This is a genomic window from Streptomyces sp. NPDC096040 (assembly GCF_040303265.1).
Lineage (GTDB): Bacteria > Actinomycetota > Actinomycetes > Streptomycetales > Streptomycetaceae > Streptomyces.
This window is the reverse complement of record NZ_JBEOTA010000043.1, coordinates 19,561-42,367: the sequence shown is the minus strand read 5'-3', so window position 1 is coordinate 42,367 and position 22,807 is coordinate 19,561. Positions and strand designations below refer to the sequence as shown.

The following is a 22,807-nucleotide window of genomic DNA, read 5'->3' as shown; positions in this document are numbered from 1 at the left end:
CCACGTCCAGCGAAGGTTCCCCATGCCCACCCTGAGCCGCAGAACCGTCCTCGCCGCGACCGCAGCAACCGCCGCCCTCACCACCATCCCCGCCCTCCCCGGCACGGCCAACGCAGCCACCCCAGCCACCTACCGCTGGCGCAACACAGTGATCGGCGGCACCGGCTTCGTCACCGGCATCCTCTTCCACCCCACCACCCCCGGTCTCGCCTACGCCCGCACCGACATCGGCGGCGCCTACCGCTGGGACGACCGCGTCGCCCGCTGGACCCCCCTCATCGACCACCTGGGCTGGGACGACTGGAACCTCCTCGGTGTCGAGGCCCTCGCCGTCGACCCCGCCCACCCGGACCGGCTCTACCTCGCCCTCGGCACCTACGCCCAGTCCTGGGCCGGCAACGGCGCGATCCTGCGCTCAGAGAACCGCGGCGCCACCTGGACCCGCACCGACCTCCCCGTCAGGCTCGGGGCCAACGAGGACGGCCGCGGCATGGGCGAGCGCCTCCTCGTCGACCCGCGTGACAGCGACACCCTCTGGCTGGGGACGAGGCACGACGGACTACTGAAGTCCACGGACCGGGGCGCCGCTTGGTCAGCTGCCCCCGGGTTCCCCCCCACCCCCTCCGCCTCCGGCCAGGGCGTCACCCTCCTGGTCGCCGTCGGCCGTGCCGTCTACGCCGGCTGGGGTGACGGCGACGGCAGCGCGACCGCCGTCAATCTCTACCGCACCACCGACGGCACCACCTGGGAAGCCGTCCCCGGCCAGCCCACCGGCACCTCCGCCAAGGTCCCGGTCCGGGCCGCCTACGACCGCCACGCGCGCGAGCTGCACGTGACGTACGCCGACGCCCCCGGCCCCAACGGGCAGGCCGACGGCAGCCTGCACAAGCTGGCCGTCGCCACCGGCCGATGGACCGAGGTCACCCCGGCCGTCCCCGGCGACAGCGACACCTTCGGCTATGGCGGGGTCGCCGTCGACGCCCGTCGCCCCGGCACCGTCGTCGTCTCCACCAACAACCGGTGGTCGGCCGGCGACACCCTCTACCGGACCACCGACGGCGGCCGCACCTGGACTTCCCTGAAGGACCATGCCGTCTTCGACGTATCAGAGACTCCCTTCCTCAAGTGGGGCGGTGATCAGCCCAAGTTCGGCTGGTGGATCCAGGCCGTCGCCGTCGACCCGTACGACTCGAACCACGTCCTCTACGGCACCGGCGCCACGGTCTACGGCACCCGTGACCTCGTCCACTGGGCCCCGCGGATCCGTGGCCTGGAGGAGACGGCCGTGCGCCAGCTGATCTCGCCCCCGGTCGGAGAGGCGCACCTGATCAGCGGGCTCGGGGACATCGGCGTGATGTACCACGAGCGGCTCACCGCGTCTCCGTCCCGCGGCATGGCCACGAACCCCGTGTTCGGGTCGGCGACGGGACTCGCGCAGGCCGCGGACAGGCCGTCGTACGTCGTCCGCACCGGCTGGGGCGACAACGGCAACGGCGCCTTCTCCAACGACGGGGGCCGGACCTGGGCGCCCTTCGCCGCCCAGCCCTCCCTCGCCCATGACGCACCGGGGCCGATCGCCACCAACGCCGACGGCGGCGTGCTGCTGTGGTCCTTCGTGCACTGGGACGGGACGAAGTACCCAGCCCACCGCTCGGACGACAACGGCGCCACCTGGACCGAGATCTCCTCCTTCCCGAAGGGCGCCACGCCGGTCGCCGACCCGGCCGACCCGACGCTCTTCTACGCGTACGACACCGACACAGGAACGCTACAAGCCAGCACTGACTGTGGCCGTACCTTCACGGCGCGTGCGAGCGGGCTGCCCTCGGGTGACAGCCAGTTCCAGCTGGTCGCGGCGCCGGGCAGGTCCGGGGACCTGTGGCTGAGCGTCAAGTGGAACGGGCTCTACCGCTCCACCGACGGCGGTGCCACCTTCACCAAGGTCGGCAGCTGCTGGGCGTCGTACACCCTGGGCTTCGGCAAGGCGGCCGACGGCGCGGACTACCCGGCGATCTACCTCGTCGGCTCCACCGAGACCATCACCGCCGTCTACCGCTCCGACGACGAGGCCACGTCCTGGACCCGTATCAACGACGACCAGCACCAGTGGGGCTGGACCGGACAGGCGATCACCGGTGACCCGCGCGTGTACGGCCGGGTCTACCTCGCCACCAACGGGCGCGGCATCCAGTACGGGGAGCCCGCCTGATGGCCGCTGGGCGGGAAAGGCCCGCGCTCACCGACGCCACCCGCGGCCGCATCCTCTTCGGCGGCGACTACAACCCGGAGCAGTGGCCCGAGGAGACCTGGCACGAGGACGTCCGGCTGATGAAGGACGCCGGCGTCAACTCCGTCACCATGGGCGTCTTCTCCTGGGCCAGGATCGAACCCCGGCCGGGGGAGCGGAACTTCGGCTGGCTGGACCGGCTCATGGACCTGATGCACGACAACGGCATCGGCGTCGTCCTCGCCACCCCCACCGCCTCGCCCCCGCCCTGGCTGGGCCGGCTGCACCCGGACACCCTGCCCCGGGACGCCGACGGCCGCATCGAGTGGTGGGGCGGCCGCCAGCACTTCTCGCACTCCAGCGCCACCTACCGCCGTTACGCCGCAGCCATCACCGAAGACCTCGCCGCCCGCTACGGCGGCCACCCCGCCCTCACCCTGTGGCACATCAACAACGAGTACTGCACCTTCGACTACGGCGACGAGGCGGCCGCCGCCTTCCGCCGCTGGCTGCGCGAGCGCTACGGCACCCTCGACGCCCTCAACTCCGCCTGGGGAACAGCATTCTGGAGCCAGGGCTACGACACCTGGGACGGCATCCTGCCCCCGCGCCACGCCCACTACCTGAAGAACCCCACCCAGGTGCTGGACTTTCGCCGCTTCACCTCCGACATGCTCCTGGAGTGCTACGCAGCCGAGCGCGACATCGTCGCCCGGCACACCCCGCACATCCCGGTGACCACCAACTTCATGCCGCTGTGGATCGGCCAGGACGCCTGGCGCTGGGCCGAGGAGGAGGACATCGTCTCCGTCGACCTCTACCCCGACCCGCGCGACCCGCTCTCTCCCCAACACAGCGCCCTGGTGCATGACCTGACCCGCTCCCAGGCGCGCGGCCCCTGGATGCTCATGGAACAGGCGGCCGGGCCGGTCAACTGGCGCGGGGTGAACCACCCCAAGCCGCGCGGCCTCAACCGCCAGTGGTCCCTCCAGGCCGTGGCCCGGGGCGCGGACGCCGTCTGCTACTTCCAGTGGCGCCAGTCCCGGCAGGGCGCGGAGAAGTTCCACTCCGGGATGGTCAGTCACGCGGGGGCGGACGGCCGTACGTACCAGGAGGTCAAGCAGCTCGGCGCGGAACTCGTCCGAATAGGCGCGGAGGTGACCGACCGCCATATCGAGTCCGACGTCGCGATCCTGCACGACTGGCACTCCTGGTGGGCCGGCGCCCACGAAGGCCGGCTCTCCACCGAGGTGGACCTCCCGGACGTGCTGCACGCCTGGCACCGCGCCCTCTGGGAGTCCCACCTCACCACCGACTTCGCCCACCCCGAACACGACCTGTCCGCCTACAAGCTGGTGGTCGTACCCCAGCTCTACCTCCTCACCGACCCCGCCATCGACAACCTCCTCGCCTACGTCCGCGGCGGCGGCACCCTGGTCAGCGGCTTCCTGACCGGTATCGCCGACGAGGACGACCGCATCCGGCCCGGCGGTATGGATCCCCGGCTGCGCGAGCTGTTCGGCATCCGCACCCTGCACGAGTGGTGGCCGCTGGACGCGGGGGAGACCGTCGAATGCGAGGGCTTCCGGGGGACCCTCTGGTCGGAGGAGATCGAGGCCGCACCCGGAGTAGCCGAGACGGTGCCCTACAAGGGCGGTGAACTCGACGGGCTGCCGGCCGTGCTGCGCAACGGGGCCGCCTGGTACGTCTCCACCCTCCCGGAACCGGAGGCGCTGCGCGAACTGCTCGCCCGGATCGCCGCCGAGGTGGGCGTCCACCCGGTCCTCGACGGTCTGCCGACGGCCGTCGAGGCGGTCCGCCGGGGAGAGCTGTTGTTCCTGTTCAACCACGGGCGTGAGACGGCGACAGTCCAAGTGCCAGGCTGGCAACGCGACTTGCTGACCGACTCTACGATCACCGGCGAAATCACCCTCAGCCGATACGGAGTGGCGGTGCTCAGGCCATGACCACCACGGGACCCGTCCACGGCACCTGGGAACCCGCCCCCGCCGTCCGCTGGGAGGACGCCTTCCTGAGCGGCAACGGCCACCACGGCGCCCTTGTGTTCGGTGATCCGAACGACGACCGTGTCATCGTCACCCACCACACTCTCGTCCGCCCCAACGGTGGCGAACACGCCCGACCGCCCCGCCTCGCCGCCGAACTGCCCTCACTCCAGGACCGGCTGCTCGCCGGTGACCTCACCGCCGCCGAGACCTTCACCGACGGCCGCCCGCTCCAGTGGGTGCAGCCCTTCCACCCCGCCTTCCAGATACGGCTGCGCAGATCACCCGGCAACACCGACGGATACCGGCGTCGAGTCGACTTCACCACCGGCGAGGCCACCGCCACCGCCGCCGACTGGACCAGCCGCGTCTTCGTCTCCCGTGCCGACGACGTGATCGTGCAGCAGGTCACCACCGCCGACCTCGGCATCGCCCTCGACCATCAACTCCCCGGCACACCCGGCGGCCTGGGCATCGGCCACAGCGCGCTCCTCACCCCCGAGGGTGCCCTGCTCAGCCTCCGCGCCCGCTACCCGGACAGCGACCTCGCCTATACCGGCGTGACCGTCCTCGCGGTGACCGGCGGCAGGACACGTCTCGTCCCGCCGGGCGTCCGCGTCACCGGCGCCTCCTCCGTCCTGCTCCTCACCCGGGTCCGCCGCCACACCGGCGAACTCGACGTGACCGCCGAGGCACGCGAGCTGCGCGACCTGCTCGAAGACGGGCAGTCGTACGAGACCCTGCTCGTCCGCCACCTCGACCTGCACCGCACGGCCTACACCCGCGTCATCCTCGACCTGGCCGCCGGCCCCGCCGAACGCGCCCTACCTGGCTCCGAGTTGCTCAAACAGCCCCGAAGCGCCGCCCTGCTGGAACGGCTCTTCGCCGCCGGCCGCTACCACCTGCTCTCCGCCTCCGGCCTCAACCCGCCCCGCCTGACCGGACTGTGGACCGGCGACTGGAACACTGCCTGGTCGGGAGCGTTCACCACCAACGCCAACCTCAACCTGCAGACGGCTTCAGCGGCGACCGGCGCCCTGCCCGAAGTCACCGCCGCCCACGCAGCTCTGATCCATCGCCAGCTGCCGGACTGGCGGGAGAACGCCCGTGCTGTCTTCGGTGCCGAGGGTCTCGTCGCGCCCACGCACACCGACGGCGAGTCCGGGTACTCGTACCACTTCGACCGCGAATACCCCCACCAGCTGTGGACGGCCGGCGCCGACTGGCTGCTCAAACCGCTCGTCGACCACGACGAGATCCGCGGCGAACGCGATCCGCGTACCGCCGCCGTGCTGGCAGAAGTCGCCGAGTTCTACGAGGACTTCCTCAGCCGGTCCGACGCCGACGGCCACCTCGTGATCGTCCCCTCCTATTCGCCCGAGAACCGGCCCGCGAACGCCGGTTGGGGTGCCATCAACGCGGCGATGGATCTCTCGGCCGCCCGGCACGCCCTGCTCACGGCCGCCGACTACCACCCGGGTCCGGACGCCGACCGCTGGCGCGCCCTCGCCGACCGGCTGCCCCCGCACCGGATCAACACCGACGGCGCGCTCGCCGAGTGGGCCTGGACCGGCCTCGACGACACCTACGACCACCGCCACCTCAGCCACCTCTACGGCGTCTGGCCGCTCGACGAGATCACCCCCTACGACACCCCCGAGCTCGCGGCAGCCGCCCACCGTGCCCTGGACCTGCGCGGCGCCGAGAACGACTCCGCCCACGGCCATCTGCATCATGCGCTGATCGCGGCCCGTCTGCGGGACGGCGAACGGGTCGCCGCCGCCCTCGACCACGTCCTGGACGGCGACTTCTTCCACGCCTCCCTGATGAGCGCGCACTACCCGAACCGCGACGTCTACAACGCCGACGCCGCACACACCCTGCCCGCCGTGCTCATCGAAGCCCTCGTCCAGTCGACCCCGGACCGGCTGGTCCTGCTCCCCGCACTCCCAGCGGCCTTCGAAAGGGGCCAACTGCACGGCATCCGCACCCGTTTCGGAGCCGAACTCGACCTCTCCTGGACCCCCGGCGTTGCGCGAGCCGTCCTGAAGCCGCACCGGACGCTGCGCATCGACCTGTGGACTTCCACCGGCGCCCAGCCGCTAGACCTCGTCGCCGGAGAAGACCACGTCCTCACCCTGGGGACGTGGTAGCCCCCCTGTAATTCCCCCCACCCATGGAAGGGACACCATGGCAACACGCACGCTGAAGAAGCGGATCACCTTGGCGCTGGTGGCACCCACTCTGGCGCTCGGCGCCACGATCGGCCTCGCCTCGGCCCCCGCCTCCGCCGCCGTCTGGAGCTCCTGCGACCAGTGGGGCAGCACCACGCTGAACGGCTACACCCTGTACAACGACATCTGGGGCTCCGGCGCCGGCAGCCAGTGCATCTGGGCCAACTCCGGTACCAACTGGGGCGTCTGGGCCGACCACCCGAACACCGGCGGCATCAAGTCCTACCCCAACGCCAAGAAGGTGATCGGCAAGTCGATCACCTCCCTCGGCTCGCTCTCCAGCAGCTACAACGTCACGGTCCCGTCGTCCGGCGCGTACGAGACGACGTACGACATCTGGGACACCAACTACAAGTACGAGATCATGCTCTGGATGAACAAGACCGGAGCCGTCGGCCCGCTCGGCACCTCGCAGGGCAACGTGACGCTCGGCGGCCACACCTGGACCGTCTACAAGGGCAACAACGGCTCCAACGACGTGTTCTCGTTCGTCCGCACCTCCAACTCCAGCTCCGGCACCGTCAACGTCCTGTCGATCCTGGACTGGATCAAGGACACCAAGGGCTGGTTCGGCAACGTGACCATCGGGGACCTGCAGTTCGGCTTCGAGATCACGTCCTCGGCCGGTGGCCTGGACTTCGCCGTCAACAGTGAGAGCGTCAGCAGCAGTTGAGTTGAGCGAGCGACCGGCCCCGCGAGCCGCGCGGGGCCGGTCGCTCGTGCTCAGGCCCGCTCGACCTCCGCACGCAGCGCGTTGTAGTCCGCGAAGGCCGCGTCCACGTCCGCGCGGGTGAGGCCGTAGCGGGCCAGGTCGTAGCTGTGGACGCGGGTGCCCTTGGGGCGGGCGACCACGGCGGGGAGGCGGGCCGCGTCGTCCTCGGTCCAGCGGGCGCCGACGGCCGCGTAGAGCTTCGGGGCGCCCGCGGCCGGGTCGGCGCCCAGCCAGGTGTACGGCACGTCCACCAGTGCCTCGCGAGGGATGTGCGCGCGGGCGGCCAGGCCACGGGCGGCCGAGCGGCTGAGCAGCTCCAGCCAGGTGGCGCCGATCCAGCCCAGGTCGAGAGGGCGGGTGCTGACCGCCATACCGTGCTCGACCAGGCTGCAGAACGAGGCCACGGCGGTGGCCGGATCGCGGTGCGTCCACACGATCGTGGCGTCCGGGAAGACCGCGCGCAGCGCGTCCAGGTTCTCCAGGTGCAGCGGGGACTTCAGCACCCAGCGGCGACGCGGGCGGCCGAACTGGAGCACCTGGTAGATCTGCTTGAGATACCGGTAGTCGGCCTCGAAGTCATGACTCTCGTGCCAGGGCAGGTACTCCGGGATCACCGCCTGGGACAGCGGCATCACGGTGTGCGGCAGCGCGAAGGTGCACTCCTCCGGGCCGTCCGGGCGCAGGTTGTGGATGTGCCGGAAGCCCGGGGCGAAGAGGTTGATCCCGCCGACCAGACGGCGGGCGGTCGTGATCGCCTTCTCCCGCTCCGCGGGACCCGGTTCGAGGTCGGGGGTGAGCAACTCCCAGAGCAGCGGGCAGCGGTGGTCCGCGGAGAGGGAGAGCACGCTGTGGGTGAGCGTGGTCGCGGTGCGGGGCAGGCCCACCACGAACACCGGCCGGTCGACGGGTTCCCGCTCGATCTCGGGGTGTTCGGCGAGCAGCCGGCGGACGCGGGCCCGGTTGGCGAGATGGCGGCCGACGTGGCCGCGGGCCGACAGCCAGCCGACGGGGGTGAGGTGTTCGGCACCCGACCAACATCGCAGCAGGTGACGTAAGTCGTCGGCGAACCGTTCGTCGCCGTCCGTGCGGCCGGCCGCGTCGAGCAGGCGCTCGAAGGCCTGGTCCGGTGTGCGGCGGGCGCGGGAGGCGGGTCCGAGGAGCAGATTGGCGAGCGTGAGGGGGAGCGGGCCGGAGGACACGGCAGCGGGGCCCTTCGCGGGGGGACAGGGAAGGGATACGTACTACCCCCTCCAACTGCCCGCCCACACTGCTGAGTTGAGACATTTACCGGCTGGTAACCGCAACCGGCCGCCGCTACCCCGTGACCGGCAGTTTCGCCCCGTCCCGCAGGAACAGCGGGATACGATCCAGCGGCGCGTCCACCGTCACCGCCGTACCGCCCTCGTACGACTCACCGGTCCACGCGTCCGTCCACCAGGCGCCCGCCGGCAGATACGCCGTCCGGGCGGTGGCGCCCGCCGTCAGCACCGGCGCCACCAGGAGGTCCCGGCCGAACAGATACGCGTCGTCGACCGTCCAGGCCGTCTGGTCCTCCGGGAACTCCAGGAACAGTGGCCGCATCACCGGCAGGCCCTCCTCGTGGGCCTCCCGCATGACCTGGAGGACGTACGGCCGCAGACGCTCGCGCAGCCGCAGGTACTTCTCCAGGATCGTGCCGGTCTCCGCGCCGTACGACCACACCTCGTTCGGACCGCCGGTCATGTCGGGGCCCAGCGGCATGCCCGGGTCGCGGAAGCCGTGCAGCCGCATCAGCGGGGACAGGGCACCGAACTGGAACCAGCGGACCATCACCTCGCGGTAGGCCGGGTCGTCCGGGTCGCCGCCGTGGAAGCCGCCGATGTCGGTGTTCCACCAGGGGATGCCGGACAGGGCCGTGTTGAGGCCGGCCGCGATCTGCCGGCGCAGGGTCGCGAAGTCGGTGCCGATGTCGCCGGACCACAGCGCGGCGCCGTAGCGCTGGCTCCCCGCCCACGCCGAACGGTTGAGGGTGACGACCTCCTCGCCCTGTGCCCGCAGGCCCTCGTAGAAGGTGCGGGAGTTCTCGGCGGGGTAGCTGTTGCCGACCTCCAGGCCCGGACCCGTCCAGTAGCGCAGGTTCTCCTGGAAGCCGGGCTTCAGCTCTGGCTCGCAGGCGTCCAGCCAGAACGCCGTGATGCCGTACGGATCGAGGTAGTTCTCCTTCACCCGGGACCACACGAACGCGCGGGCCTCGGGGTTGGTGGCGTCGTAGAAGGCCACCTGGACGGTCGACGCCACCTCCTTGTCCGGCCAGTCGGCGTGCGCCATCGGGCCGTACTGGGTGCCGATGAAGTAGCCGTGCTGCTCCATGACGGAGTGGTTCTCACTCAGCGGAGACACCGACGGCCACACGCTGACCACCAGCTTGATGCCCAATTCGGCCAGTTCGCGGACCATCGCGGCCGGGTCGGGCCACTCCTTCGGGTCGAACCTCCACTCGCCGAGGTGGGTCCAGTGGAAGAAGTCGCAGACGATCGCCGAGATGGGCAGACCGCGCCGCTTGTACTCCCTGGCCACGGCGAGGAGTTCATCCTGGGTGCGGTAGCGCAGCTTGCACTGCCAGAAGCCCGCCGCCCACTCCGGCAGCATCGGCGACCGGCCGGTCACCGCACTGTAGGTGCGCTGGCCGTCGGCCGGAGTGCCGGCCGTGATCCAGTAGTCGAGCTGACGGGCCGAGTCGGCCACCCAGCGGGTGCCGTTGCCGGCGAGTTCGACACGGCCGATCGCGGGGTTGTTCCACAGGAGGGTGTAGCCGCGGCTGGAGACCAGGACCGGGACCGAGACCTCGGCGTTGCGCTGGATCAGGTCGAGGACCAGGCCCTTCTGGTCGAGGCGCCCGTGCTGGTGCTGGCCCAGGCCGAACAGCTTCTCGCCCTCGTAGGAGACGAACCGCTGCTCCAGGCGGTGGTGGCCGTTGCCGACGGCGGTGTAGAGACGCGAGCCGGGCCACCAGAAGTGGGCGCGCTCCTCGGCCAGGATCTCCGAGAGGTCGTCGGTGCGCAGGAACCGGACCAGGCCCTCGGCGGACACCTCGACGGTCAGGCTCCCGACCGTCAGCCGCCCTTCACCGTCGACGATCTTGACGGTCGACTCGGTGGCCGGCGGCTCGTCGAGCAGGGCGCCCGGCAGACCGTCGAGGACCGGACCGCCGAGCCGGGCACGCACCCGGACCGCGTCCGGCCCCCACGGCTCGATCCGCAGCGTCTCCTGACGGCCGCTCCACTCCAGGGCGCCGTCCCGCTCACGGAAGATGCCGACGGTGGGGGAGGACTGCGCGAGGCTCACCTTGGGCGGCGCCACGGCGGACTGGACTTCGGCAGGCTGATTCACGCGGCGGCCTCCTGAATGAGTGCAGGCATGGGGTGCCAAGGCAGAGTGGTGGGGCGGTGCGAAAGAGTGGGAGAGCGGGGTGGGTCAGGACCCGGCCGGTGCCGGTCCCGTGCTTGCCCGGACCGTCAACTCAGGGGCGATCAGCACGACTTCGTCGCCGCCCCGGCCCTCCAGCTTGGCGACCAGGTGCTCCACGGCGTACCGGCCCATCTCCTGGGCGGGGATGGCGACCGACGTCAGCCGTACCGAGGCCTGGACGGCGACCTGGTCCGGGCAGATCGCCACCACCGACACGTCCTCGGGCACGGCCCGGCCCTGCTGGCGCAGCAGCGCGAGCAGCGGCTCCACCGCGGACTCGTTCTGGACGACGAAGCCCGTGGTGCCCGGGCGCTCGTCGAAGATGCGGGCCAGGGTGACGGCCATCGCGTCGTATCCGCCCTCGCACGGCCGGTGCAGCACCCGCAGGCCCAACTCCCTGGCCCGGGACCGCAGTCCGTCGAGGGTGCGCTCGGCGAAGCCGGTGTGCCGCTCGTAGACCGCGGGTGCCTCGCCGATGACAGCGATGTCGTGATGGCCGAGCTTGGCGAGGTGCTCCACGCACAGCGCGCCGGTCGCCCCGAAGTCGAGATCGACACAGGTCAGCCCGGTGGTGGAGGCGGGCAGACCGATGAGCACGCAGGGCTGGTCGGTCTGCCGGAGCAGCGGCAGCCGTTCGTCCTCCAGCTCCACGTCCATCAGGATCATCGCGTCGGCCAGCCCGCTGCCGGTGACCCGGCGCACCGCGTCCGGCCCCTCCTCGCCGGTGAGCAGCAGGACGTCATAGCCGTGTGTGCGGGCCGTGGTGGCCACCGCGATCGCGATCTCCATCATCACCGGCACGTACATGTCCGTACGCAGCGGGATCATCAGCGCGATGATGTTCGACCGGCTGCTGGCCAGGGCGCGGGCGCCCGCGTTCGGGTGGTAGCCCAGCTCCCGGATGCTCTGCTCGACCCGCTGCCGGGTGGTGGTGGAGATGGACCGCTTGCCGCTGAGGACATAGCTCACCGTGCTCGCCGAGACTCCGGCGTGCTGGGCGACCTCGGCGAGGGTGACCATCCAGCTCTCCAAGCTTTGTGAAGCGCTTCGACAGTGCGCATTGCTGACAAGGGTGAGTGAGGGTGTTCCGACAGTAGCTTCCGTGGAGGTAGGTGTCCAGAGTCTGTCGAAGCGCTTCGACAGCCAATTGGCGGTGTGCCCTCGGCAACCTTTCGGAGGGGTGGCGGCCACAAAGAGGTCGTACGGCCGTCAGACGGGTCGTACCCCGAACCGTCCCCCGGAAAGACCCCTCGATGCAACACCGCAGACCGCGCCTGTCCAGGACGGCGAAGTCGCTGCTGGCCGTCTCGGTCGCACTGGCGGCCGCCGCGGGCGTCACCGTGGCGCAGGCCGGCGAGTCGAGCAGGAAGTGCACCGCCTTGGACACCGTCACGCTCGGCAAGTACTACCTGAACGACAACCTCTGGGGTCAGGACGAGGGCACCGGCAGCCAGTGCGTCTGGGACAACTCCCGGTCGGGCTCCACGATCTCCTGGGGGACGTCGTACACCTGGGCGAACAACAGCAAGGGCAGCGACTCGGACGTCAAGTCGTACGCCAGTACGGTCCTCGGCTGGCACTGGGGCTGGAAGGTCGACAAGGCGTCCACCGGACTGCCGATCCGGGTCGGCGACCGCAAGAAGGTCACCACCCGGTGGAACTTCTCGCTCAGCTCCGACCCCGGCACCCTGGACGTGGCCTACGACCTCTGGCTGCACGCCAAGAACACCGCGGACTGGCAGGACCAGCCCACCGACGAGATCATGATCTGGCTCAACCGGCAAGGCGGGGCGGGACCGCTGGGCACCAGGTACGGCAGCGTCAGCCTCGGCGGCACGATGTGGGACATCTACCGCGGCAACATCGGCTGGAACGTCTACTCCTTCGTCCGCCGCACCAACACCACCGGCGCCACCCTGGACATCGACGACTTCACCCAGGGCCTGGTCCGCCGCAAACTGCTGAGCAACGACAAGTACCTCCCCGGCATCGAGGCCGGCAGCGAGGTCTTCAAGGGCTCGGGCCGCCTGGACACCAAGTCGTACTCCGTCGACATCGGCTGAGACACCCCCGGCGACGGTCGGCCCGATGACCCGATCGGACCGCGAGGACTGGTGGGGGCGCCCCGTTTCGGGTACCAACGATCCAGTAGCACTGGTCGGTAACGAACGGTCCACAACATTCCCTTTTGTGGCGAGGTGAGCCCTCAATGTCCGCCCCCACCACCAAAAAACCCACCGTCACCGAGCGGGAGGCCCGTCAGGTGGCGGAGGCCGCCCGGGAACAGGACTGGCGCAAGCCCAGCTTCGCCAAAGAACTGTTCCTCGGGCGCTTCCGGCTCGACCTCATCCATCCGCATCCGCTCCCCGCGGACGAGGACGTGCGCCGCGGCGAGGAGTTCCTCGCCCGGCTGCGCGAGTTCTGCGAGACGAAGATCGACTCGGCCCGCATCGAACGCGAGGCGCGCATCCCCGACGAGGTCGTCACCGGCCTCAAGGAGCTCGGCGCCCTCGGGATGAAGATCGACATCAAGTACGGCGGCCTCGGCCTCACCCAGGTCTACTACAACAAGGCCCTCGCCCTGGTCGGCTCCGCGAACCCGGCGGTCGGCGCCCTGCTCTCCGCCCACCAGTCGATCGGCGTCCCGCAGCCGCTGAAGATCTTCGGCACCCAGGAGCAGAAGGACGCCTTCCTGCCCCGCTGCGCCCGCACCGACATCTCGGCGTTCCTGCTCACCGAGCCGGACGTCGGCTCGGACCCGGCGCGCCTGGCCACCACCGCCGTACCGGACGGGGACGACTACGTCCTCGACGGGGTGAAGCTCTGGACCACCAACGGCGTGGTCGCCGACCTGCTCGTGGTCATGGCGCGCGTACCCAGGTCCGAGGGGCACAAGGGCGGGATCACCGCCTTCGTGGTCGAGGCCGGCTCCGAGGGCATCACGGTCGAGAACCGCAACGCCTTCATGGGCCTGCGCGGTCTCGAGAACGGCGTCACCCGCTTCCACCAGGTCAGGGTCCCGGCCGCCAACCGCATCGGCCCCGAGGGGGCGGGCCTCAAGATCGCCCTCACCACCCTCAACACCGGCCGGCTCTCCCTCCCCGCGATGTGCGTGGGCGCCGGCAAGTGGTGTCTGAAGATCGCCCGCGAGTGGTCGGCGGTCCGTGAGCAGTGGGGCAAGCCGGTCGCGCTGCACGAGGCGGTCGGCTCCAAGATCAGCTTCATCGCGGCGACCACCTTCGCCCTGGAGGCGGTCGTCGACCTGTCCTCCCAGATGGCCGACGAGAACCGCAACGACATCCGTATCGAGGCCGCCCTCGCCAAGCTCTACGGCTCCGAGATGGCCTGCCTGATGGCGGACGAGCTGGTCCAGATCCGCGGCGGGCGCGGCTTCGAGACGGCGGAGTCCCTCGCGGCGCGCGGGGAACGCGCCGTCCCCGCCGAGCAGCTCCTGCGCGACCTGCGCATCAACCGCATCTTCGAGGGCTCCACGGAGATCATGCACCTGCTGATCGCCCGCGAGGCCGTCGACGCCCATCTGTCGGTCGCGGGTGACCTCATCGACCCCGACAAGTCCCTCCAGGACAAGGCGAAGGCGGGCGCGAACGCGGGCGTCTTCTACGCCAAGTGGCTGCCGAAGCTGGTCGCGGGTCCCGGCCAACTCCCCACTTCGTACGCCGACTTCAAGCACGGCGTGGACCTCTCCCCGCATCTGCGCTACGTCGAGCGGCATGCCCGCAAGCTCGCCCGGTCCACTTTCTACGCCATGTCCCGCTGGCAGGGCCGGATGGAGACCAAGCAGGGCTTCCTGGGTCGGGTCGTGGACATCGGCGCGGAGCTGTTCGCGATGAGCGCGGCCTGTGTCCGCGCCGAACTGCTGCGCAGCCAGGGCGACCACGGCCGCGAGGCCTACCAGCTCGCCGACGCGTTCTGCCGGCAGTCCCGCGTCCGCGTCGACGAGCTGTTCACCCGCCTCTGGTCGAACACCGACGACCTGGACCGCAAGGTCGTCAAGGGTGTTCTCGGCGGCTCCTACGAGTGGCTGGAGCGCGGCATCGTCGACCCGTCGGGCGAGGGCCCGTGGATCGCCGACGCCACCCCCGGACCGTCCGCGCGGGAGAACGTCCGCCGACCCATCGAGTAGGCGCTCAGCAGTACTTGTCGCTCGGATCCCGCGTCGTCCAGGAGCAGGAGTCGACCTTGGCGCCACTCGCCCTGGTCAGCGTCGCCGTGTCGCTGGTGTTGTTCCACACGTAGGCGCGGCGGTTCTGGAACTTGTCCGACGCGGTGTCCGTGCCCCGGCCGGTGCGCACCTTCATCGTCTTGTGGGCGCCGATCTTGATGTTCTTGAAGACGTAGCGGTGGTTGGAGGTGTCCTTGAGGACCCAGCCCTTGAGCGAGACCGCCGAGCCGCCGGTGTTCTTGATCTGCACCCACTCGGCGTTGAGGCTCGCGTTGGAGCGGTTGTCGCTGCCCGGGCTGTCGAACCACACGTGGTAGACGGTCACACCGCCGGCCGCCTCGGCCGGGGTGCTGAGCAGGGTGCCGGTGAGCAGCGCGGCGCCCGCGAGCGCGGGCAGGGCGGCGCGTATGTGCGCAGTACGCATGGAGAGATCCCCCCAGGATGTCTTCCGGGCGGGCCGGTCATCCACCGACCCGACAGAAGTGTTATCACACGATCTTCACGTGAGCCTCACAAAGGGAATTCCGCTTCATACGGCGCCAACAACTGATAAGGCACCCGCGTGAGGGACGCGCTGTCCTCCGGGCCACCGGTTGCGGCCACAATGGGGGGATGACCGACAGTCCTGCCAGTCCGGCCCCCCTCGCCGACCCGCACCTCGTGTACGACCCGCTCGCGGGCGACGGCCCCAAGGACGTGGTGATCCTCGGCTCCACCGGATCCATCGGCACCCAGGCCATCGACCTCGTCCTGCGCAACCCCGACCGCTTCCGGGTCACCGCCCTGTCCGCCAACGGCGGCCGGGTCGCCCTCCTCGCCGAGCAGGCGCACCGGCTGCGGGTACGGACCGTCGCGGTCGCCCGCGAGGATGTAGTACCGGCGCTGCGCGAGGCCCTGACCGGTCGCTACGGCGCCGGTGAGCCGCTCCCCGAGATCATCGCCGGCCCGGAGTCGGCCACCCAGCTCGCCGCCTCCGACAGCCACACCGTCCTCAACGGCATCACCGGCTCCATCGGCCTCGCCCCGACCCTCGCCGCCCTGGAGGCGGGCCGCACCCTCGCGCTCGCCAACAAGGAGTCGCTGATCGTCGGCGGCCCGCTGGTCAAGGCGCTGGCCAAGCCCGGCCAGATCATCCCGGTCGACTCCGAGCACGCGGCGCTCTTCCAGGCACTGGCGGCGGGGACGAGGGCCGACGTCCGCAAACTGGTCGTCACGGCGTCCGGAGGACCCTTCCGGGGCCGCACCAAGGCCGACCTGGCCCGGGTGACCGTCGAGGAGGCGCTCGCCCACCCCACCTGGGCGATGGGACCGGTCATCACGATCAACTCCGCGACCCTGGTCAACAAGGGCCTCGAAGTCATCGAGGCACACCTCCTCTACGACATTCCCTTCGACCGGATTGAGGTGGTCGTGCACCCGCAGTCGTATGTCCACTCGATGGTCGAGTTCACGGACGGTTCCACGATCGCGCAGGCGACGCCCCCCGACATGCGGGGGCCGATCGCCATCGGTCTCGGGTGGCCCGAACGGGTCCCCGACGCGGCCCCCGCCTTCGACTGGAGCAAGGCCTCCACCTGGGAGTTCTTCCCGCTGGACAACGAAGCCTTCCCCTCCGTGAACCTCGCCCGGCACGTCGGAGAGCTCGCAGGCACCGCCCCGGCGGTGTTCAATGCGGCCAACGAGGAGTGCGTCGAGGCCTTCCGCAGCGGTCTGCTGCCTTTCAACGGCATCATGGAGACCGTCACGCGCGTGGTCGAAGAGCACGGCACCCCTCGTACGGGAACTTCGCTGACCGTGCCGGACGTACTCGAAGCGGAGACCTGGGCGCGCGCCCGGGCCCGGGAACTGGCAGCACTGAAGGCGACCGCGGAGGCCCGTGCATGACAGCCCTGATGATGATCCTCGGCATAGTCGTCTTCGTGATCGGCCTGCTGGTCTCGATCGCCTGGCACGAGCTGGGGCATCTCTCCACCGCCAAGCTCTTCGGCATCCGCGTCCCGCAGTACATGGTCGGCTTCGGCCCGACCATCTGGTCGCGGCGCAAGGGCGACACCGAGTACGGCTTCAAGGCCATCCCGGCCGGCGGCTACATCCGCATGATCGGCATGTTCCCGCCGGGCGCCGACGGCCGGATCACCGCGCGCTCCACCTCTCCCTGGCGCAGCATGATCGAGGACGCCCGCTCGGCCGCCTTCGAGGAGCTCCAGCCCGGCGACGAGACCCGCCTCTTCTACACACGCGCCCCCTGGAAGCGGGTGATCGTGATGTTCGCGGGCCCCTTCATGAACCTCATCCTCGCGGTGGCGCTGTTCCTCACGGTCCTGATGGGCTTCGGCATCAGCCAGCAGACCACCACCGTCAGCTCGGTCTCCCAGTGCGTGATCGCCCAGAGCGAGAACCGCGACAGCTGCAAGAAGACCGACGCCGCCTCCCCGGCCGCCGCCGCGGGCCTGAAGGCCGGCGACAAGATCCTCTCCTTCAACGGGGTGCAGACCACCAGCTGGAACCAGCTCTCCGACCTGATCCGCGCCACCCCTGGCAAGGACGTCGCGATCGTCGTCGACCGCAAGGGCCAGGACGTCACCCTGCACGCGAAGATCGCCACCAACCAGGTCGCCAAGAAGGACTCCAGCGGCCAGATCGTCCAGGGCCAGTACGTCACCGCGGGCTTCCTCGGCTTCAGCGCCGCCAGCGGCATCGTCCGCCAGGACCTCGGCGAGTCGGTGACCTGGATGGGCGACCGCCTCGGCGAGGCCGTCGACTCCATCGCCGGCCTCCCCGGCAAGATCCCGGCCCTCTGGAACGCGGCCTTCGACGGCGCCCCCCGCCAGCCGGACTCCCCGATGGGCGTGGTCGGCGCGGCACGGGTCGGCGGCGAGATCTTCACCCTCGACATCCCGCCCACCCAGCAGCTGGCCATGGCCCTGATGCTGGTGGCCGGCTTCAACCTCTCCCTGTTCCTCTTCAACATGCTCCCGCTGCTCCCGCTGGACGGCGGGCACATCGCGGGCGCCCTGTGGGAGTCACTGCGCCGGAACCTGGCGAGGGTACTGCGCCGCCCGGACCCCGGCCCGTTCGACGTGGCGAAGCTGATGCCGGTGGCTTATGTGGTGGCGGGCGTGTTCATCTGCTTCACGATCCTCGTGCTGATCGCCGACGTGGTTAACCCCGTGAAAATCTCGTAGCCATACGACGTTCGAAGCGGCCCGGAACACTGTGTTCCGGGTCGCTTCCATCGAGTGGGTTTACGGGTAGGGGATGTGCCCGCGGCCTGCCCGGTGCCGTAATCTCGGAGTCTGGAACCCGCTTTCGACGGGACCTGGACCTAGATCCACGACTTGGGGTTGCACAGCAGATGACTGCGATTTCTCTCGGCATGCCGTCCGTTCCGACCAAGCTCGCCGAACGCCGGAAGAGCCGGCAGATCCAGGTCGGCTCCGTGGCGGTCGGCGGAGACGCCCCGGTCTCGGTCCAGTCGATGACCACGACCCGTACGTCGGACATCGGCGCCACCCTTCAGCAGATCGCCGAGCTCACCGCGTCCGGCTGCCAGATCGTGCGGGTGGCCTGCCCGACCCAGGACGACGCCGACGCCCTCGCCACGATCGCGAAGAAGTCCCAGCTCCCGGTCATCGCGGACATCCACTTCCAGCCGAAGTACGTCTTCGCCGCCATCGAGGCCGGCTGCGCGGCGGTCCGGGTGAACCCCGGCAACATCAAGCAGTTCGACGACAAGGTCAAGGAGATCGCGGCGGCCGCCAAGGACCACGGCACCCCGATCCGCATCGGCGTCAACGCCGGCTCCCTGGACCGCCGGCTGCTCCAGAAGTACGGCAAGGCGACCCCCGAGGCCCTGGTCGAGTCGGCCCTGTGGGAGGCGTCCCTCTTCGAGGAGCACGACTTCCGGGACATCAAGATCTCCGTCAAGCACAACGACCCGGTCGTGATGATCGAGGCGTACAAGCAGCTGGCCGCGCAGTGCGACTACCCGCTGCACCTGGGTGTGACGGAGGCGGGCCCGGCCTTCCAGGGCACCATCAAGTCGGCGGTCGCCTTCGGCGCGCTGCTCTCCCAGGGCATCGGCGACACCATCCGGGTCTCCCTGTCGGCACCTCCGGTCGAGGAGGTCAAGGTCGGCAACCAGATCCTGGAGTCCCTCAACCTCAAGCAGCGCGGCCTGGAGATCGTCTCCTGCCCGTCCTGCGGCCGCGCCCAGGTCGACGTCTACAAGCTGGCCGAGGAGGTCACGGCGGGCCTGACCGGCATGGAGGTCCCGCTGCGCGTCGCGGTCATGGGCTGCGTCGTGAACGGCCCCGGCGAGGCCCGCGAGGCCGACCTCGGCGTCGCCTCCGGCAACGGCAAGGGCCAGATCTTCGTCAAGGGCGAGGTCATCAAGACCGTCCCCGAGTCCAAGATCGTCGAGACCCTCATCGAGGAGGCCATGAAGCTGGCCGAACAGATGGAGGCGGAGGGCGTGGCTTCGGGGGAGCCTTCGATTTCGGTCGCCGGGTAACAGAACAGCCCGTCCGGCGTTTGAGGACGAGGCCGTTCAGGCCGAAGCGGGGGTCCGGGGGCGGCAGCCCCCAGCGGCGGGACCGGAGCCGAGCGCACCCGCGAGCCAACGGTCACCCACACGGGGCGGCACGGCCAAGCTTCCGCAGGTACAGTGCGGAGATCAGCAGAACCCCTCAGCGTGAGGCCCCGCACGTGTTGACGCAGACCACCTCACGGGTGCTCGAACCGAGTGACCTGGACGCCGCGCTCGCCGTACTCGACCGCGAGCCGGTCACGAACGCCTTCGTGACCTCGCGTGTCCAGGTGGCCGGCCTCGACCCCTGGCGCCTCGGCGGCGAGATGTGGGGCTGGTACGAGGACGGCATGCTCACGTCCCTCTGCTACGCCGGCGCCAACCTCGTCCCGATCTGCGCCACTCCGCGCGCGATCCGCGCCTTCGCCGACCGTGCGCGCCGGGCCGGCCGCCGCTGCTCCTCGATCGTCGGCCCCAGCGAAGCCACCGCCCCGCTGTGGCGCCTCCTTGAACCACACTGGGGGCCGGCCCGCGAAGTCCGCGCCCACCAGCCCCTGATGGTCACCGACCGGATGCCCGCCGACATCGCTCCGGATCCGTACGTCCGCCGTATCCGCAAGGACGAGATGGAGACGATCATGCCGGCGTGCGTGGCGATGTTCACCGAGGAGGTGGGCGTCTCCCCGATGGCCGGCGACGGCGGCCTCCTCTACCAAGCGAGGGTCGCCGAACTCGTCGGCTCCGGCCGCTCGTTCGCCCGGCTCGACGACAGCGGCAGGGTGGTCTTCAAGGCGGAGATCGGCGCGGCGACATCGGAGGCCTGCCAGATCCAGGGCGTGTGGGTGGCCCCCGAGTACCGGGGCATGGGCCTCGCGGCCCCCGGCATGGCGGCGGTGCTGCGCTACGCCCTGGCCGACGTGGCCCCGGTGGTCAGCCTCTATGTGAACGACTTCAACACGGCCGCGAGAAGGACATATCTGCGGGTGGGCTTCAAGGAAGTCGGCGCGTTCATGAGCGTCCTGTTCTGACGGTTCGCCCGCGACAGGCGCCAGGGGCAGCAACCGGAACCTCCCTGTACCCTCCCCACATGGACCTCGTGATCGGCCCCCTGGACCTCATCTCCCATGTGGACGAGGCCCTGGCGGTCCAAGCGATCGCCTTCGGCCTGGGACCCGACGAGGTAGCCGTACGCCGTCAGATCGTCGTGCGTCACATGCAGTACCCCGGAGCAAGGGCCTTCGGCGCGACTGCCGACGGTCTGCTCGTCGGCTTCGTCTACGGCATGCCGAACAGCCGCACCCACTGGTGGTCCACCGTCGTGGAGCCCTACCTCCGTGCCCAGGGCCACGCCGACTGGCTCGACGACTCCTTCGTGATCACCGAGCTGCATGTGCACCCCCGCCACCAGAACCGCGGCATCGGCCGTCGGCTGATCACGACGATCACCGACGGCGCCACCGAGCCCCGCTCGATCCTCTCCGCGATCGACACCGACAGCCCGGCCCGCGGCCTGTACCACTCCCTCGGCTATGTGGACCTCGCCCGCCAGGTCCACTTCCCGAGCGCGCCGAAGCCGTACGCGGTGATGGGCGCCCCGCTGCCCCTGCGCCGCGGAGGAAGCGGTCGCCGTTAACGGATTTCCACCGGCACAGCAAGCCCGGCTAACCTCCTAGCCATCAACCTTTCCCGGCAGGAGTACGAGAACCATGGCGAACGCACCGGTCCAGCGCATGTCCCAGTTGATGGCGAAGACGCTGCGCGACGACCCGGCGGACGCCGAGGTCCTCAGCCACAAGCTCCTCGTCCGCGCCGGCTATGTCCGCCGTACGGCGGCCGGTATCTGGTCCTGGCTGCCCCTCGGCCTGAAGGTGCTGTCCAACGTGGAGCGGGTCGTCCGCGAGGAGATGGACGCGATCGGCGCCCAGGAGGTGCTGCTCCCGGCCCTTCTGCCCCGGGAGCCGTACGAGGCGACCGGCCGCTGGGAGGAGTACGGCGCCGAGCTGTTCCGCCTCCAGGACCGCAAGGGCGGTGACTACCTCCTCGGCCCGACCCACGAGGAGATCTTCACCCTCCTGGTGAAGGACCAGGCGTCTTCCTACAAGGACCTGCCGGTCATCCTCTACCAGGTCCAGAACAAGTACCGGGACGAGGCGCGTCCGCGGGCCGGCATCCTGCGCGGCCGTGAGTTCCTGATGAAGGACTCCTACTCCTTCGACCTGGACGACGACGGCCTCGCCCACTCCTACGCCCTGCACCGCGCGGCCTACCAGCGGATCTTCGAGCGCCTCGGCCTCGACTACCGCATCTGCGCCGCCACCGCCGGCGCCATGGGCGGCTCGAAGTCGGAGGAGTTCCTGGCCCCGGCCGAGGCCGGCGAGGACACCTTCGCCGACTGCCCGAACTGCGACTTCGCGGCCAACACCGAGGCGATCACCTACGAGCTGAAGCCGGTCGACGCCACCGACGTGCCCGCGCTCGAGGAGATCCCGACCCCGGACACCCCGACCATCGAGACCCTCGCCGCCCACCTCGGCGTGCCCGCCTCCGCCACCCTGAAGAACCTCCTGGTGAAGGTCGACGGCGAGATCGTGGCCGTCGGCGTCCCGGGCGACCGCGAGGTCGACATGGGCAAGGTCGAGGCGCACTTCGCGCCGGCCGCCGTCGAGCTGGTCACCGAGACCGACTTCGCCGCCAGTCCCGACCTGGTCCGCGGCTACGTCGGCCCGCAGGGCCTCGGCGAGAAGGTGAAGTACATCGCCGACCCGCGCGTGGCCCCCGGCACCTCCTGGATCACCGGCGCCAACAAGGCGGGCACGCACGCCAAGAACGTGGTGTCCGGCCGTGACTTCGAGGTCGACGAGTTCGTCGACGTCGTCGTCGTGCAGGACGGCGACCCCTGCCCGAAGTGCGGCACCGGCCTCAAGCTGGACCGCGCCATCGAGATCGGTCACATCTTCCAGCTGGGCCAGAAGTACACCAACGCGCTCAAGCTCGACGTCCTCGGCCAGAACGGCAAGCCGGTCCGCGTCACCATGGGCTCCTACGGCATCGGCGTCTCGCGCGCCGTCGCCGCTCTCGCCGAGCAGACCGCCGACGAGAAGGGCCTGGTCTGGTCCCGCGAGGTCGCCCCGGCCGACGTGCACGTGGTCGCCGCCGGCAAGGCGCTGCAGACCGAACTCGCCCTGGACGTCTCCGAGAAGCTGCGGGCGGCCGGGCTGCGCGTCCTGGTCGACGACCGGGCCGGGGTCTCCCCGGGCGTGAAGTTCACGGACGCCGAGCTGATCGGCGTACCGCAGATCCTGATCGCGGGCCGCCGCTCCGCCGAGGGCGTCCTGGAGCTCAAGGACCGCAGGACGGGCGAGCGCGAGGAACTGACGGTGGACGAGGCGATCGCCCGGCTCAGCGCCGGCTGACCCCAACTCCCTTTCCGACGGCCGCCGGTGACCCACCGGTGGCCGTCGCGCCTTTTC

At 70.3% G+C, this 22,807-nt stretch carries 16 protein-coding genes; 12 read left to right on the top strand and 4 right to left on the bottom strand.

Features of this window, described 5'->3' with window-relative positions; translation table 11 throughout:
- The first annotated feature begins 22 nt into the window (after nt 1-22).
- The 4 genes from ABTY98_RS37545 to ABTY98_RS37530 are packed head-to-tail and all read left to right on the top strand — an operon-like array spanning nt 23 to nt 7,140.
- Entirely contained in the window at nt 23-2,209 is a 2,187-nt protein-coding gene (locus ABTY98_RS37545; RefSeq protein WP_352225621.1) for a 1,4-beta-glucanase, read from the top strand.
- Entirely contained in the window at nt 2,209-4,194 is a 1,986-nt protein-coding gene (locus ABTY98_RS37540) for a beta-galactosidase (RefSeq protein WP_352225620.1), read from the top strand. The genes ABTY98_RS37545 and ABTY98_RS37540 overlap by 1 nt, the downstream gene beginning before the upstream one ends.
- Nucleotides 4,191-6,386, top strand: coding sequence for a glycosyl hydrolase family 95 catalytic domain-containing protein (locus tag ABTY98_RS37535; protein WP_352225619.1), 2,196 nt, complete (start codon nt 4,191-4,193; stop codon nt 6,384-6,386). Before ABTY98_RS37540 ends, ABTY98_RS37535 begins: the two co-directional genes overlap by 4 nt.
- 37 nt (nt 6,387-6,423) lie before the next feature.
- Nucleotides 6,424-7,140: a glycoside hydrolase family 12 protein gene (locus tag ABTY98_RS37530; protein WP_352225618.1), complete on the top strand. Its 717-nt coding sequence runs from the start codon at nt 6,424-6,426 to the stop codon at nt 7,138-7,140.
- A 50-nt stretch (nt 7,141-7,190) separates the two neighbouring features.
- Here ABTY98_RS37530 and ABTY98_RS37525 read toward each other — a convergent pair whose 3' ends face one another.
- The 3 genes from ABTY98_RS37525 to ABTY98_RS37515 form a co-directional block, all read right to left on the bottom strand.
- On the bottom strand, nt 7,191-8,378 hold the full coding sequence (locus tag ABTY98_RS37525) for a sulfotransferase family protein (protein ID WP_352225617.1): 1,188 nt from the start codon (nt 8,376-8,378) through the stop codon (nt 7,191-7,193).
- Between the two features lie 115 nt (nt 8,379-8,493).
- The gene (locus ABTY98_RS37520; protein ID WP_352225616.1) at nt 8,494-10,548 is read right to left on the bottom strand and encodes a glycoside hydrolase family 31 protein; all 2,055 of its coding nucleotides are present in this window, start codon (nt 10,546-10,548) and stop codon (nt 8,494-8,496) included.
- Between the two features lie 84 nt (nt 10,549-10,632).
- Entirely contained in the window at nt 10,633-11,646 is a 1,014-nt protein-coding gene (locus tag ABTY98_RS37515; RefSeq protein WP_352225615.1) for a LacI family DNA-binding transcriptional regulator, read from the bottom strand.
- A 233-nt stretch (nt 11,647-11,879) separates the two neighbouring features.
- Between ABTY98_RS37515 and ABTY98_RS37510 the strand changes: the two genes are divergently transcribed.
- Complete coding sequence (locus ABTY98_RS37510) at nt 11,880-12,689, top strand: GH12 family glycosyl hydrolase domain-containing protein (protein ID WP_352225614.1); 810 nt, start codon at nt 11,880-11,882, stop codon at nt 12,687-12,689.
- A gap of 146 nt (nt 12,690-12,835) precedes the next feature.
- On the top strand, nt 12,836-14,770 hold the full coding sequence (locus ABTY98_RS37505; RefSeq protein WP_352225613.1) for an acyl-CoA dehydrogenase family protein: 1,935 nt from the start codon (nt 12,836-12,838) through the stop codon (nt 14,768-14,770).
- A gap of 4 nt (nt 14,771-14,774) precedes the next feature.
- Here the strand turns inward: ABTY98_RS37505 and ABTY98_RS37500 are convergent, their stop codons facing one another.
- Nucleotides 14,775-15,233 carry a lamin tail domain-containing protein gene (locus ABTY98_RS37500; RefSeq protein ID WP_352225612.1) on the bottom strand — a complete coding sequence of 153 codons (459 nt, stop codon included), beginning with the start codon at nt 15,231-15,233 and terminating at the stop codon, nt 14,775-14,777.
- Nucleotides 15,234-15,421: 188 nt separating this feature from the next.
- Here ABTY98_RS37500 and dxr point away from each other — a divergent pair, with 188 nt between their 5' ends.
- The 6 genes from dxr to ABTY98_RS37470 all read left to right on the top strand — a co-directional run bounded on the left by dxr (nt 15,422) and on the right by ABTY98_RS37470 (nt 22,750).
- A complete protein-coding gene (gene dxr / locus ABTY98_RS37495) occupies nt 15,422-16,693 on the top strand; it encodes a 1-deoxy-D-xylulose-5-phosphate reductoisomerase (protein WP_352225611.1) in 1,272 nt (423 codons plus the stop codon).
- A complete protein-coding gene (locus ABTY98_RS37490; RefSeq protein ID WP_502994448.1) occupies nt 16,690-17,994 on the top strand; it encodes a M50 family metallopeptidase in 1,305 nt (434 codons plus the stop codon). Before dxr ends, ABTY98_RS37490 begins: the two co-directional genes overlap by 4 nt.
- Nucleotides 17,995-18,164: 170 nt before the next feature.
- Entirely contained in the window at nt 18,165-19,322 is a 1,158-nt protein-coding gene (ispG, locus tag ABTY98_RS37485; protein ID WP_352225610.1) for a flavodoxin-dependent (E)-4-hydroxy-3-methylbut-2-enyl-diphosphate synthase, read from the top strand.
- Between the two features lie 194 nt (nt 19,323-19,516).
- Nucleotides 19,517-20,365 (top strand): GNAT family N-acetyltransferase, encoded by an 849-nt coding sequence (locus ABTY98_RS37480; RefSeq protein ID WP_352225609.1) that lies wholly within the window; start codon nt 19,517-19,519, stop codon nt 20,363-20,365.
- 59 nt (nt 20,366-20,424) lie between these two features.
- Nucleotides 20,425-20,970 carry a GNAT family N-acetyltransferase gene (locus tag ABTY98_RS37475; protein WP_352225608.1) on the top strand — a complete coding sequence of 182 codons (546 nt, stop codon included), beginning with the start codon at nt 20,425-20,427 and terminating at the stop codon, nt 20,968-20,970.
- 73 nt (nt 20,971-21,043) lie between these two features.
- Nucleotides 21,044-22,750 carry a proline--tRNA ligase gene (locus ABTY98_RS37470; protein WP_352225607.1) on the top strand — a complete coding sequence of 569 codons (1,707 nt, stop codon included), beginning with the start codon at nt 21,044-21,046 and terminating at the stop codon, nt 22,748-22,750.
- Nucleotides 22,751-22,807 lie beyond the last annotated feature (57 nt).

Coding starts and splice junctions, on each gene's coding strand:
- ABTY98_RS37545 (WP_352225621.1), top strand. CDS start 23: ATGCCCACCCTGAGCCGCAGAACCGTCCTCGCCGCGACCGCAGCAACC.
- ABTY98_RS37540 (WP_352225620.1), top strand. CDS start 2,209: ATGGCCGCTGGGCGGGAAAGGCCCGCGCTCACCGACGCCACCCGCGGC.
- ABTY98_RS37535 (WP_352225619.1), top strand. CDS start 4,191: ATGACCACCACGGGACCCGTCCACGGCACCTGGGAACCCGCCCCCGCC.
- ABTY98_RS37530 (WP_352225618.1), top strand. CDS start 6,424: ATGGCAACACGCACGCTGAAGAAGCGGATCACCTTGGCGCTGGTGGCA.
- ABTY98_RS37515 (WP_352225615.1), bottom strand. CDS start 11,646: ATGGTCACCCTCGCCGAGGTCGCCCAGCACGCCGGAGTCTCGGCGAGC.
- ABTY98_RS37510 (WP_352225614.1), top strand. CDS start 11,880: ATGCAACACCGCAGACCGCGCCTGTCCAGGACGGCGAAGTCGCTGCTG.
- ABTY98_RS37505 (WP_352225613.1), top strand. CDS start 12,836: ATGTCCGCCCCCACCACCAAAAAACCCACCGTCACCGAGCGGGAGGCC.
- ABTY98_RS37500 (WP_352225612.1), bottom strand. CDS start 15,233: ATGCGTACTGCGCACATACGCGCCGCCCTGCCCGCGCTCGCGGGCGCC.
- dxr (WP_352225611.1), top strand. CDS start 15,422: ATGACCGACAGTCCTGCCAGTCCGGCCCCCCTCGCCGACCCGCACCTC.
- ABTY98_RS37490 (WP_502994448.1), top strand. CDS start 16,690: ATGACAGCCCTGATGATGATCCTCGGCATAGTCGTCTTCGTGATCGGC.
- ispG (WP_352225610.1), top strand. CDS start 18,165: ATGACTGCGATTTCTCTCGGCATGCCGTCCGTTCCGACCAAGCTCGCC.
- ABTY98_RS37475 (WP_352225608.1), top strand. CDS start 20,425: ATGGACCTCGTGATCGGCCCCCTGGACCTCATCTCCCATGTGGACGAG.
- ABTY98_RS37470 (WP_352225607.1), top strand. CDS start 21,044: ATGGCGAACGCACCGGTCCAGCGCATGTCCCAGTTGATGGCGAAGACG.